Genomic DNA, 12,557 nt, shown 5'->3' with positions numbered 1-12,557 from the left:
ATCAATGCCGCGCAAGACTGCGAAATTCTCTTTTTTTACGCTACAATCCCATAAATTTACCTGGCGAATAGTAGGTTAATCCTGCAGCAGCCTCGCCTTCGCGCGCTTAACTTTTAACTGTTTGATAATCAAACTTAAACTCCAGGATCTGCATCTATGAGGTATACAGTAGCCTTAACCGGCGGCATTGGCAGTGGTAAAAGCACCGTTGCAAATGCGTTCGCTGACCTCGGAATAAACGTGATTGATGCAGATATCATTGCGCGTCAGGTGGTTGAACCAGGTACGCCTGCCCTCATGGCGATTGAAGAACATTTTGGTTCCGACGTGATAGCCGCGGACGGGTCGCTACAGCGACGCATTTTACGCGAACGTATTTTTTCTAATCCTGAGGAAAAAAGCTGGCTTAATGCACTGCTCCATCCGCTTATTCAGCAGGAAACACAGCGTCAGTTTGATCAAGCGACCTCGCCCTATCTGTTATGGGTTGTCCCGTTGCTGGTAGAGAATTCGCTGTATAAAAAAGCCAACCGCGTGCTGGTGGTGGATGTCACCCCCGAGACCCAGCTCAGACGAACCATGCAGCGTGATGATGTGACGCGCGAGCATGTTGAAAAAATTCTTGCTGCCCAGGCTACACGTGAAGCGCGTCTGGCCGTGGCAGACGATGTTATTGATAATAATGGCGCACCGGAAGCCATCGCCTCGGATGTCGCCCGCCTGCACGCGCTCTATTTGCAATGCGCGTTGCAGTTTGTCTCACAGGAAAAACCGTAATGCACACCCAGGTCCTTTTTGAACACCCTCTCAATGAGAAGATGCGTACATGGCTGCGCATAGAGTTTTTGATCCAACAGCTCTCCGTTAATTTACCTATTGCAGACCATGCAGGCGCACTGCATTTTTTCCGTAATATCGGCGATTTACTGGATGTCTTTGAACGCGGTGAAGTTCGCACCGAACTCCTGAAAGAACTTGAACGACAACAGCGTAAACTCCAGGCCTGGGTTGAAGTTCCCGGCGTCGATCAAAGCAGAATCGACGCATTGCGCCAACAGTTAAAAAGCGCGGGCAGCATTCTGATTTCGGCCCCACGCATTGGACAAACGCTGCGTGAAGATCGCCTGATTGGCCTCGTGCGTCAGCGTTTAAGCATTCCTGGCGGATGCTGCAGTTTCGATCTCCCCACCCTGCATATCTGGTTACATTTACCACAGCCGCAACGCGACGCGCAGGTTGAAACCTGGCTTGCCAGCCTGAATCCACTCAACCAGGCGTTGTCGCTGGTGCTGGATTTAATTCGTAACTCGGCGCCGTTTCGTAAACAAACCAGCCTGAATGGTTTTTACCAGGACAACGGCGAAGATGCCGATTTGCTGCGCTTGCAGCTGCCGCTGGATTCGCAGCTTTATCCGCAAATTTCTGGTCATAAGAGCCGTTTTGCCATTCGTTTTATGCCGCTGGATAGCGAGAATGGCCAGGTGCCTGAGCGTCTCGATTTTGATCTGGCGTGCTGTTAAGGAGTCAACATGTCTGAACAAACCATCGTCAACTGCCCAACCTGCGGTAAACCCGTGGTGTGGGCTGAAGTCAGTCCGTTTCGCCCATTCTGCAGCAAACGCTGCCAGTTAATCGATCTGGGTGAGTGGGCCGCAGAAGAGAAACGTATCCCCAGCTCTGGCGATCTGTCGGAAAGCGACGACTGGAGTGAAGAGCAGAAATAATTCTGCTAAAACGGGATAAAGCAACGCCGCATCCGGCGTTGTATGTTGTTTTGCCTGATGGCGCTGCGCTTATCAGGCCTACGAACACCCTTAGCCCGCAATCAGCTTTTCAATTACCGGGGCATTCGCGGGCGGGAAGTCCTCCACATTCAGAGCATCTTGCGCAATCCACTGCGCCGGTTGCCCCTCTTTTCCCCACGGTTCGCCTTCCCAGCTTTCCACCAGCCAGAACCACAGCGTAATGTGCCGGTCCGGAAACTGATACTCCAGCTTTTCGAACAGTGAATTCTGAGTCGGTGTGATCCCAACTTCTTCCTGTAGTTCGCGAATCAGCGCCTGCTCTGGCGTTTCACCCGCTTCAATTTTCCCGCCGGGGAATTCCAGCTTATTTGCCATATGGGCATCCGCCGCACGCTGGGTGATAAAAATTTCATTGTGCTGGTTACGAATAATCCCGACGGCGATCTGCAATTTTTTCATTTTCATCGTCCATAAAAAAGGCGCAGAAGTCTGCGCCTTTTCAATAAGTTATTTTCTTAGCTCAGACGGCCATGACACTGTTTGTATTTTTTGCCGGAACCGCAAGGGCACGGATCGTTACGACCCACTTTACGCTCGCCGGTTTGTGCTGCCATCTCTTCTGCCGCGGCGGCATCGTCGCCTTTATGGCTCAACTGCTGCATCTGCGCTAAACGCTCAGCTTCTTCACGACGCTGCTGCTCCATCGCTTCTACTTCTTCTGGCATACGTACCTGAACTTTGCTCAGGGTGCTGATCACTTCATACTTCAGTGATTCCAGCATTGATGCAAACATAGAGAAGGATTCACGCTTGTATTCCTGCTTCGGATCTTTTTGCGCATAACCACGCAGGTGAATACCCTGACGCAGGTAATCCATCGCCGCCAGGTGCTCTTTCCACAGCGAGTCGAGCGTTTGCAGCATCACGCCTTTTTCGAAGTGACGCATCATCTCTGCGCCCACAACTTCTTCTTTACGCTGATAAACTTCTACCGCGTTTGCCAGAATACGTTCGCGCAGCGTTTCTTCGTGCAGCTCAGGTTCTTTATCCAGCCACTCTGAAATCGGCATATCCAGATCAAAGTCGTTTTTCAGGCGCTCCTGCAGACCCGGAATATCCCACATCTCTTCCAGAGACTGCGGCGGAATATAGGCATCAATCGTCGCTTTGAAGACGTCTTCGCGGATGCTGTTAATGGTTTCGCTAACGTCAGAGACATCCAGCAGTTCGTTACGCTGGGTGTAGATTGCGCGGCGCTGATCGTTAGCAACGTCATCATATTCCAGCAGTTGCTTACGAATATCGAAGTTGCGGCTTTCCACTTTACGCTGCGCGTTTGCAATCGCTTTCGTCACCCATGGGTGTTCAATCGCTTCACCCGGCTTCATACCCAGTTTACGCATCATGCCGGACACGCGGTCAGAGGCAAAAATACGCATCAGCGCATCTTCCATCGACAGGTAGAAACGAGACGAACCCGCATCACCCTGACGACCGGAACGACCACGCAGCTGGTTATCGATACGACGAGATTCATGACGCTCAGTACCGATAATATGTAAACCGCCGGCCGCTAACACCGCGTCATGACGAACCTGCCAATCAGCTTTGATCTGGGCGATCTGTTCCGGAGTTGGGTCTTGCAGCTCGGCAACTTCCGCCTGCCAGCTACCACCCAGCACGATATCGGTACCACGACCCGCCATGTTTGTCGCAATAGTGACGGCTGACGGATAACCCGCCTGGGCGACGATATCCGCTTCGCTGGCGTGGAACTTGGCGTTCAGCACGTTGTGCTTAATGCCTGCTTTGGTCAGCTCGTTAGAGACCACTTCCGATTTTTCAATGGAGATAGTACCCACCAGCACCGGCTGGCCATTAGCGGTACGCTCTTTAATATCTTCAATAATCGCCTGAATTTTTTCCGCTTCGGTCATGTACACCAGATCCGGTAAATCCTTACGGATCATCGGACGGTTGGTCGGAACGACCACGGTATCCAGTTTGTAGATGGAGCTGAATTCAAACGCTTCAGTGTCTGCAGTACCGGTCATACCGGCCAGTTTTTCGTACAAACGGAAGTAGTTCTGGAAGGTAATGGATGCCAGCGTCTGGTTTTCGTTCTGGATCTCCACGCCTTCTTTCGCTTCAACAGCCTGGTGCAGGCCATCGGACCAGCGACGCCCCTGCATCGTACGACCAGTGTGTTCGTCGACGATGATAACTTCGCCATCTTTCACGATGTAGTCGACGTCACGGGTAAACAGCACGTGCGCGCGCAGTGCGGCAGTTACGTGGTGCATCAGCATAATGTTGCCCGGAGAGTACAGCGACTCGCCCTCATCCATAATGCCTTCGTTCACCAGCAGTTCTTCAATCAGCACCAGACCACGTTCGGTCAGGTTAACCTGGCGCGCTTTCTCATCAACGGAGAAGTGGCCTTCACCCTGGAAAGTGTCGGAATCTTCCTTCTCCTGACGGATCAGATGCGGGATGATTTTGTTCACTTTTTTATACATTTCCGAGCTGTCTTCAGCCGGACCGGAAATGATCAGCGGCGTACGCGCTTCATCGATCAAGATGGAGTCGACTTCATCGACCAACGCATAGTGCAGTTTACGCTGAACACGCTCTTCCGGGCTAAACGCCATGTTGTCACGCAGGTAGTCAAAGCCGTATTCGTTGTTGGTGCCGTAGGTAATATCGGCATTATAAGCTTCACGCTTAGCTGGCGCTGGCAGGCCAGACATGTTGATACCGACAGTCATGCCGAGGAATTCAAACAGCGGGCGGTTATTTTCGGCGTCACGCTGGGCCAGGTAGTCGTTCACGGTAACCACGTGTACGCCTTTCCCGCTTAACGCGTTCAGGTACGCCGGCAGCGTTGCGGTCAGGGTTTTACCTTCACCGGTACGCATTTCCGCGATGCAGCGATCGTTAAGCACCATACCGCCCAGCAGCTGAACGTCGAAGTGGCGCATGCCGAACACACGCTTACTCGCTTCGCGAACCACCGCGAACGCTTCCGGGATCAGGCTCTCAACGCTGGCGCCTTTTTCCAGACGGGCGCGGAATTCCGCAGTCTTTGCTTTCAGCTCATCATCGGAGAGTTTTTCCATCTCCGGTTCCATGGCGTTGATGACATTGACCACTTTACGCATACGACGCAGCGTACGTTCGTTACGGCTACCGAATACTTTTGTTAATAATTTGATTAGCATAATAAAATCTCAAACGCCCCGCGATGCGGAGTCAAAAATTATAAGTTGGAAGGTTCTTTTTTAGCTGAGGCGTTGAGGGCCAGCGCGGATACCCTGCAGCTGGCTGATCCAGACCGGAACGCTAAACGCGGCCTGAGAGGTAAAATGAGAGTATGTCACGCGACTCACGGTCGCTGGCGGTCTGCCTTCTTGCGTCAGCATCGCGCTGAGCGTATTCAATAACGCAAGATGGTGCGCCTGGATTGGCAACGGCTCTTCGGCAACGGGCAGCGCCTGAGGAGCCATAGCAAAAGAAAGATGGCGAATAACCGTACGAATAGCATGCTGATGCCAGTAGTCGACGGTAAAATTCGGGCGGCGATTGGTCGCTTCCAGCAAAGCAAGCTGGTTAAAGTTAACTTTAGCGCCTTGATCGTGATTGCTGGCGGTCGCCTTCGCGGGGGTATTAGGTTCAGCTGCATTACCGAGCGCGGGCAGGCCAAAACTAGCCGCGACCATCCCCAACAGGAGATGCGGCCAGAAGTACCGTCTGCCTAACTGTCGCCAGCGCGTCAGTATTCCACTCACGTTATTGCCACCTGATATACCCTGCGTTTGGGGTTACATATGCAAAACCATTTTTTGCGCACAAATATTACCATTAATGCGTTCGCACCACAGCAGTAATGACGCAAGTCGCGGGTAAATATGCTTAAGAAAGCAGCGATCGAACGCTATTTTACTCTGCCGGTGGGGAGAAAGTCGCTTCAGGGAAGGTGATTTGCAATCGGAAAATAAAAAAACGACTGGTTCACCTGGCCGGAGAGAGTGCCAGATTAACCAGTCGAATTTATGCGACAGCGTATGTCGTTATGCCAGTACGGTCGAAGGTGCTTTGAACGCCAACGGCAGTTCTGCATCGTCCTGGAAGGTCACATATTCCCAGGCTTCCTGTTTCGCCAGGACCGCCTGCAACAATTTATTATTCAATGCATGACCGGATTTATACGCGGTGAATGCACCAATAATGTTGTGACCACACATGAACAAGTCACCAATCGCGTCGAGCATTTTGTGACGAACGAATTCGTCTTCAAAACGCAGGCCGTCTTCGTTCAATACGCGATAATCGTCAACAACGATGGCACAATCGAAGCTGCCGCCCAGGCACAGGCCGCGGGACTGCAGATATTCGATATCACGCATGAAGCCGAAAGTACGCGCGCGGCTGATCTGGCGCATGAACGCATCCGCAGAGAAGTTCATCGCGTAGCGCTGCGTGCTGGAGTCGATTGCCGGATGGTTAAAGTCGATGGTGAAATCCAACGTGAAACCATTGTACGGCTTAAACTCAGCCCACTTATCGCCATCTTCGACACGAACGGTCTCTTTGATGCGAACAAATTTTTTGGCGCTGCTCAGTTCTTCAATACCCGCATCAAGCAGCAGATAGACGAACGGAGCGGCACTGCCATCCATAATCGGGATTTCCGGGGCGTTAACTTCAATAACGATGTTATCGATACCTAAGCCCGCCAGAGCAGCGTTAAGGTGCTCAACGGTTGAAATCCGTACATCATGCTCGTTGACCAGACACGTACAGAGCATGGTATCACGCACAGATTTGGCATCGGCCGGGAAATCTACCGGAGGATTCAAGTCGGTGCGACGATAGATGACCCCGGTGTTGGCCGGCGCAGGGCGTAATGTCAGGGTGACTTTTTTGCCGGTATGCAAACCGACGCCAGTCGCCTGAACGATACGTTTAAGAGTCCTTTGTTTGATCATCGTATAATCTCGCCAAATTACCTATCCAACCGAAGTGTACTATACATTCGGTGGGCCAGTTTAGCACAAAGAGCCACAATTCCCAAATTCCAGCTAATTCTTAATCAGCTTGCTTACGCAGGAACGCAGGGATATCCAGATAATCCGGCTCTTTGGTGGTTTGCGGCGTATTGTCGTTAACCACTTTCGCAACCGGTTTTTGCTCTTGCGTCAACGGCGCCATACCGTGCTGCTGGTAACGATCCATTACCGGCTGCTGGACCTGCTTGTTGGTTACCAGAGTGATTTCAGGACGCTTGTCCATACCAATTCCAGTCGCAACAACGGTCACGCGCAGTTCGTCGTTCATATCCGGGTCCAGAGAGGTACCGATAACCACGGTCGCGTTATCCGATGCAAAGGCACGGATGGTGTTACCGACGGTTTCGAATTCATCCAGACGCAGGTCGAAGCCCGCAGTAATGTTGACCAGCACGCCGCGCGCGCCGGACAGATCGATATCTTCCAGCAGCGGAGAAGAGATAGCCATTTCAGCCGCTTCTTCCGCACGGTCTTCACCGCTTGCCACGCCGGAGCCCATCATCGCGTAGCCCATTTCGGACATCACGGTGCGCACGTCTGCAAAGTCGACGTTCATCAGGCCCGGACGCGTGATCAGTTCAGCGATACCCTGGACTGCGCCTTTCAGTACGTCGTTCGCCGCGCCGAAAGCGTCAAGCAGAGAGATACCGCGACCCAGTACTTTCAGCAGCTTGTCGTTCGGGATGGTGATCAGTGAGTCAACGTGCTTGGACAGCTCGGTGATACCCTGCTCCGCGAATGCCATACGCTTCTTGCCTTCAAAGTTGAAAGGCTTAGTCACGACAGCAACGGTCAGGATACCTAAATCTTTTGCCACTTCAGCAACCACTGGCGCAGCACCGGTTCCGGTACCGCCGCCCATTCCTGCTGCGATAAACACCATGTCTGCACCGTCAAGCGCTGCTCGCAGAGCTTCACGGTCTTCGTCTGCCGCATTACGACCGACTTCCGGGTTTGCACCCGCGCCCAGACCTTTGGTGATGCCGCTACCAATTTGAATGGTCTGTCCAACCGCCGTTTTACGCAACGCCTGAGCGTCGGTATTCACCGCAAAGAATTCAACACCTTCGATGCGCTCGCGCACCATGTGTTCAACGGCATTACCGCCGCCGCCGCCGACGCCGATGACTTTAATCACCGCGTCATTGGTTAGTTCCATAGGTTCAAACATAGTTTCTCTCTCCGTTGTGCCTGTCGCCTGAGACCTTTAATGTGCGTCGGTCTCTTTAAAAATTAAAACTCTTTTCTCAGCCAGCTATTGAGTCGTTTAATCCACGAGCCAACTGACGCCGTTACGCGTTTTTCAACTTCAGCCTCACCACTCAAATGGGACTCTTTCCCGTAGTGAAGCAGCCCCACTGCCGTTGAATAATACGGCTCCTGGGCATAATCCGTCAGACCGGTAATATTCAGCGGTGCGCCAATACGGACTTGCGTATGGAACACGCGCTGTGCGCAGGCTGCAAGACCTTCAATTTGCGCTGCGCCACCGGTTAACACAATCCCCGCCGCCAGATGATGTTTCACCCCCTGCTGGCGAAGCTGTTCTTGTAATTGCAAAATTTCTTCGTTGACCAGGTTGAGCAGCTCGGTATAACGCGGCTCAATGACCTCTGCCAAAGTCTGACGCTGCAGGCTACGCGGCGGACGACCGCCCACGCTAGGCACCTCAACGCTCTCGTCTTTACCGACGATGGAGCCCAGCGCGCAGCCATGACGTACTTTGATGGCTTCAGCATCGCTCGGCGGTGTACCGAAGGCATACGCGATATCGCTGGTCACCACATTCCCTGCATAAGGGATCACTTTGGTATGGCGCAACGCCCCGCCAGTATAAACGGCGATATCCATTGTACCACCACCAATATCTACCACGCAGACACCCAGTTCACGTTCATCTTCCGTCAACACGGAATAACTGGCTGCCAGTCCGGCGAAAATCAGTTGGTCAACTTTCAGACCACAACGTTCAACGGCTTTGACAATATTCTTCGCCATGTCGTTGTGGCAGGTAATAAGATGCACTTTTGCCTGCATACGTACGCCGGAAAGACCTACCGGATTTTTGATACCTTCCTGGTAGTCAATGGCGTATTCCTGCGGAATAACGTGCAGAACACGATGTTCATCGCGCACGCGTACGGATTTTGCCGTATGTACGACGTTTTCCACATCTTCTTGCGTCACTTCCTCTTCGGAAATGGGCACCATACCAATTTCATTCTGACAGCTAATGTGTTTGCCGGAAAGCGCCAGATACACCGAGGATATCTGGCAATCTGCCATCAGCTCAGCCTGGTCAATGGCGCGCTGTACGCATTTCACCACTGACTCAAGGTCATTCACCCCGCCTTTATCCATACCTCGCGATGGGCAACTGCCCACGCCAATGATATTGACCATACCGTCGGGCAGAACTTCCCCTACTAAAGCGGCTACCTTCGCGGTGCCAATCTCCAGTCCAACTACCAGTTTTCTGTCCGTCGCCTTGATCATTGTTGTTCTGCCTGTGCCTGATTCTGTTGCTGATTAGATTCCTCAGGAGGCAAGGGAACCCAGCCTACTGCCGCTCCTGAGTCATAACGCAAATCAACGTAGCTAATCCGTTTGCCATCGGTTTGCGCCTGCTGCTGTAAAACCGGGTAGAGTTCCACAAAGCGAGCCAAACGTTTTATCGTATCGCCCCTGCCCAAATTGAGCTTAATATCGTTATTTAGCGTCAACTGCCAGGAACGACGCGCGGTCATCGCCGCTTCCTTCAGGGTGAATCTATCCTTAGCCAGCACCTGCCCCATATCGCGGAACCCTTGCAGCACTTCACTTGCGCTGCCTTCCGGTCCGTACAACATGGGTAATACCTGCTTATTGGCCCGACCGGATGGGACGCTGAACGTATTGCCTTCAGCATCCACCATGTGCTGGTCATTCCAACGCGCAATTGGCACATATTCAACCAGATGAATCTTCAATTCATCAGGCCATTGCTTTCTGACGCTCGCCTGTTTAATCCACGGGAGGCGTTCAATCTGACTCTGGATGATGTTCACATCCTGGGTCATAAAGGTTCCCGGCGCGCCCAGCGCCAGAATGGACTGACGGATATCATCATTGCGCGTGTAATGCCGTTCGCCGGTTAACACCAGTTTTGACAACGGCAAACGCTGCGCATCTTCCATCCATCCCAACACGACCCAGCCGCTGACAAACACGGTGCACAGCACTGTCAGCAGGAACAGTATTCCTGCAAGACGCGTTCCATTATTGCGGCGTGAGGAATTTACGTCTTCTTCATCACCGTTTCGCGTGTTCAGCGCAGCCTGCGACATATCAGTCCGCCAACTCCAGAATTCTTACCACCAACTGCGAGAAGCTCAGACCCGCCTGACGCGCCGCCATCGGCACCAGGCTGTGGCTGGTCATACCCGGAGAGGTATTGGCTTCCAGCAGATAAAACTGGCCATCGCTGTCCAGCATGACGTCAATGCGCCCCCAACCTTTACAGCCTAAGGCGGTCCACGCTTTCAGGACTAAATCCTGTAATTGGGCCTCTTGCTCGACTTCCAGACCTGCAGGGCAGAAATATTGTGTCTCATCAGAGAGATACTTCGCCTCATAATCATAGAAGGTTCCCGCGGGTTGGATACGTATTGACGGTAAAATTTCTTCGCCGAGTATCGCAACGGTAAATTCCGGGCCACTGAGCCATTTTTCAATCAGTACTTCTTCATCATGCTGAAAAGCCAATGCTAATGCACCCTGCAAAGCATTTTCTTCTTCAACTTTTGACATCCCTACGCTGGAACCTTCACGGCTTGGCTTAACAATCAGCGGCAAACCTAACGCAGAAATTTTTGCAACTACCTCATCGCTAAGACCTTTTTCGAACTCAGCGCGGGTCAACGCAACCCATGGCGCGACGGGTAAACCTGCGCCCTGCCACAGCAGCTTGCTGCGCAGTTTGTCCATCGAAATCGCGGAAGCCATGACGCCGCTGCCGGTATAAGGCAGGCCAATTTGCTCCAGCATGCCCTGCAACGTGCCATCTTCACCGCCACGGCCGTGCAGCGCAATAAACACCTTCTGAAAACCCATTGATTTCAGAAGAGTGACATCAACCTCTTTAGGGTCAACCGGATGGGCATCCACGCCGCCTTCACGCAACCCGGCGAGCACAGCCGCGCCAGAGTTCAGCGACACTTCTCGTTCTGCGGAGGTGCCCCCTAACAGGACCGCGATTTTATCAGCCATGTTGTTCTTCCTCCGGATTTTGCGGCTTCAGTTTGATTTCAGCTAAGGAACGCGCAATTTTGCCGATATTTCCAGCACCTTGCACCAAAATCAGATCGTTGCCGGTTAATACCGGTGCCAACATTTCTGCCACCTGGGCCGGATCGGATACCAGAATAGGATCGATCTTACCGCGACCACGAATAGTACGGCACAGCGAGCGGCTGTCAGCGCCTGGAATGGCGGCTTCGCCCGCGGCGTATACATCCAGCATCAACAGCGCATCAACCTGAGTCAGCACGTTGGCAAAGTCATCGTACAAATCGCGCGTACGCGTATACCGATGCGGCTGGAACAGCATCACCAGATTTTTGTCCGGCCAGCCCGCGCGCGCGGCTTTAATCGTGGCATCCACTTCCGTTGGGTGATGGCCGTAATCATCAACCAGCATCGCGGTCCCGGCTTTACCGTTAACCGGCTCAAGCGGGAATTCGCCGAGGAAGTCAAAACGGCGTCCGGTACCCTGGAAACTTTCCAGCGCGCGCAGGATCGCGTCGTCTTCAATACCTTCTTCCGTTGCGACCGCTACCGCGGCAGCCGCGTTCAGCGCATTGTGGCGGCCCGGCGCGTTCAACGTTACGCGTAGTTCGGCCATCCCCTGACGCACCAGGGTGAAGTGACCCTGCGGGCCGATCTGCTGGTAATCTTCAACGCGCACATCGGCATCATCACTGAAACCATAGGTTGTGGTTTGACGGCCAACTCGCGGTAGCAGTTCGCGGATCACCGGATCGTCAACGCACATCACCGCACGACCATAAAACGGCAAGTTATGCAGGAAATTAATAAACGTCTGCTTTAAATTTTCGAAGTCGCCATGGTAGGTATCCATATGGTCGGCTTCGATATTGGTGACAATCGCCACCATCGGCTGCAAATGCAGGAACGACGCATCGCTCTCGTCCGCTTCGGCAATCAAATAACGGCTATGACCCAGACGTGCATGAACGCCTGCGGCCTTCACCAGACCACCGTTAACAAAGGTCGGATCCAGCCCCGCTTCCGCGTAAATACTGGAGACCATCGCCGTGGTCGTGGTTTTACCATGCGTCCCGGCAATGGCGATGCCGTGACGAAAACGCATTAACTCCGCCAGCATTTCAGCGCGACGGATCACAGGAATGCGCGCTTCATGCGCCGCAACAATTTCCGGGTTATCCGCAGAAATGGCGCTGGAGACCACTACCACGCTCGCATCGCGTACGTTTTCCGGACGATGGTTGAAGAAAATCGTGGCACCGAGATTCGTCAACTGCTGCGTCACCGGATTTGGCGCTAAGTCAGAACCGCTGATCTGATAACCTTCATTGGCCAAAACTTCGGCAATACCGCCCATACCAGCACCACCGATGCCGACAAAGTGAATGTGCCGAACGCGACGCATTTCGGGCACGATGGAACGCAGTTTTGCCAGTTGTTGTGTATTCATTCTTTAGCCATTAACTTCTTAGTTCAT

Annotated in this window: 12 protein-coding genes; 3 read left to right on the top strand and 9 right to left on the bottom strand. The window is 52.9% G+C overall.

Translation table 11 applies throughout. The features are described from left to right. The first annotated feature begins 156 nt into the window (after window positions 1–156). From coaE to yacG, 3 genes are read left to right on the top strand one after another with little or no spacing between them, the layout of a single operon-like run. Window positions 157–777, top strand: a complete 621-nt coding sequence (gene coaE, locus FDW97_RS17335; RefSeq protein ID WP_038637237.1) for a dephospho-CoA kinase — start codon at window positions 157–159, stop codon at window positions 775–777. Then, entirely contained in the window at window positions 777–1,520 is a 744-nt protein-coding gene (gene zapD / locus FDW97_RS17330) for a cell division protein ZapD (protein ID WP_038637234.1), read from the top strand. The genes coaE and zapD overlap by 1 nt, the downstream gene beginning before the upstream one ends. Window positions 1,521–1,529: 9 nt before the next feature. After that, window positions 1,530–1,724, top strand: a complete 195-nt coding sequence (gene yacG / locus FDW97_RS17325) for a DNA gyrase inhibitor YacG (RefSeq protein ID WP_003018740.1) — start codon at window positions 1,530–1,532, stop codon at window positions 1,722–1,724. A gap of 90 nt (window positions 1,725–1,814) precedes the next feature. Here the strand turns inward: yacG and mutT are convergent, their stop codons facing one another. From mutT to murC, 9 genes are all read right to left on the bottom strand, one after another. Continuing rightward, on the bottom strand, window positions 1,815–2,204 hold the full coding sequence (gene mutT, locus FDW97_RS17320; RefSeq protein ID WP_038642991.1) for an 8-oxo-dGTP diphosphatase MutT: 390 nt from the start codon (window positions 2,202–2,204) through the stop codon (window positions 1,815–1,817). A 56-nt stretch (window positions 2,205–2,260) separates the two neighbouring features. Then, complete coding sequence (gene secA, locus FDW97_RS17315; protein WP_038637231.1) at window positions 2,261–4,966, bottom strand: preprotein translocase subunit SecA; 2,706 nt, start codon at window positions 4,964–4,966, stop codon at window positions 2,261–2,263. A 60-nt stretch (window positions 4,967–5,026) separates the two neighbouring features. Then, window positions 5,027–5,533 carry a secA translation cis-regulator SecM gene (gene secM, locus FDW97_RS17310; RefSeq protein ID WP_038637228.1) on the bottom strand — a complete coding sequence of 169 codons (507 nt, stop codon included), beginning with the start codon at window positions 5,531–5,533 and terminating at the stop codon, window positions 5,027–5,029. Between the two features lie 282 nt (window positions 5,534–5,815). Then, entirely contained in the window at window positions 5,816–6,733 is a 918-nt protein-coding gene (lpxC, locus tag FDW97_RS17305; protein ID WP_006686706.1) for a UDP-3-O-acyl-N-acetylglucosamine deacetylase, read from the bottom strand. A 100-nt stretch (window positions 6,734–6,833) separates the two neighbouring features. Beyond that, the gene (gene ftsZ, locus FDW97_RS17300) at window positions 6,834–7,985 is read right to left on the bottom strand and encodes a cell division protein FtsZ (protein WP_003018753.1); all 1,152 of its coding nucleotides are present in this window, start codon (window positions 7,983–7,985) and stop codon (window positions 6,834–6,836) included. Window positions 7,986–8,047: 62 nt separating this feature from the next. Next, entirely contained in the window at window positions 8,048–9,310 is a 1,263-nt protein-coding gene (gene ftsA / locus FDW97_RS17295; RefSeq protein WP_003018755.1) for a cell division protein FtsA, read from the bottom strand. Further along, the gene (gene ftsQ / locus FDW97_RS17290; RefSeq protein WP_038637223.1) at window positions 9,307–10,140 is read right to left on the bottom strand and encodes a cell division protein FtsQ; all 834 of its coding nucleotides are present in this window, start codon (window positions 10,138–10,140) and stop codon (window positions 9,307–9,309) included. Before ftsQ ends, ftsA begins: the two co-directional genes overlap by 4 nt. A gap of 1 nt (window position 10,141) precedes the next feature. Continuing rightward, complete coding sequence (locus FDW97_RS17285; protein ID WP_121528583.1) at window positions 10,142–11,062, bottom strand: D-alanine--D-alanine ligase; 921 nt, start codon at window positions 11,060–11,062, stop codon at window positions 10,142–10,144. Continuing rightward, window positions 11,055–12,530 carry a UDP-N-acetylmuramate--L-alanine ligase gene (gene murC / locus FDW97_RS17280; RefSeq protein WP_085048311.1) on the bottom strand — a complete coding sequence of 492 codons (1,476 nt, stop codon included), beginning with the start codon at window positions 12,528–12,530 and terminating at the stop codon, window positions 11,055–11,057. Before murC ends, FDW97_RS17285 begins: the two co-directional genes overlap by 8 nt. Window positions 12,531–12,557 lie beyond the last annotated feature (27 nt).

This window comes from Citrobacter sp. wls708, from assembly GCF_005281255.1.
GTDB lineage: Bacteria > Pseudomonadota > Gammaproteobacteria > Enterobacterales > Enterobacteriaceae > Citrobacter > Citrobacter werkmanii.
The sequence above is the reverse complement of the archived record's forward strand: the minus strand, read 5'-3'. Positions and strand labels throughout refer to the sequence as shown.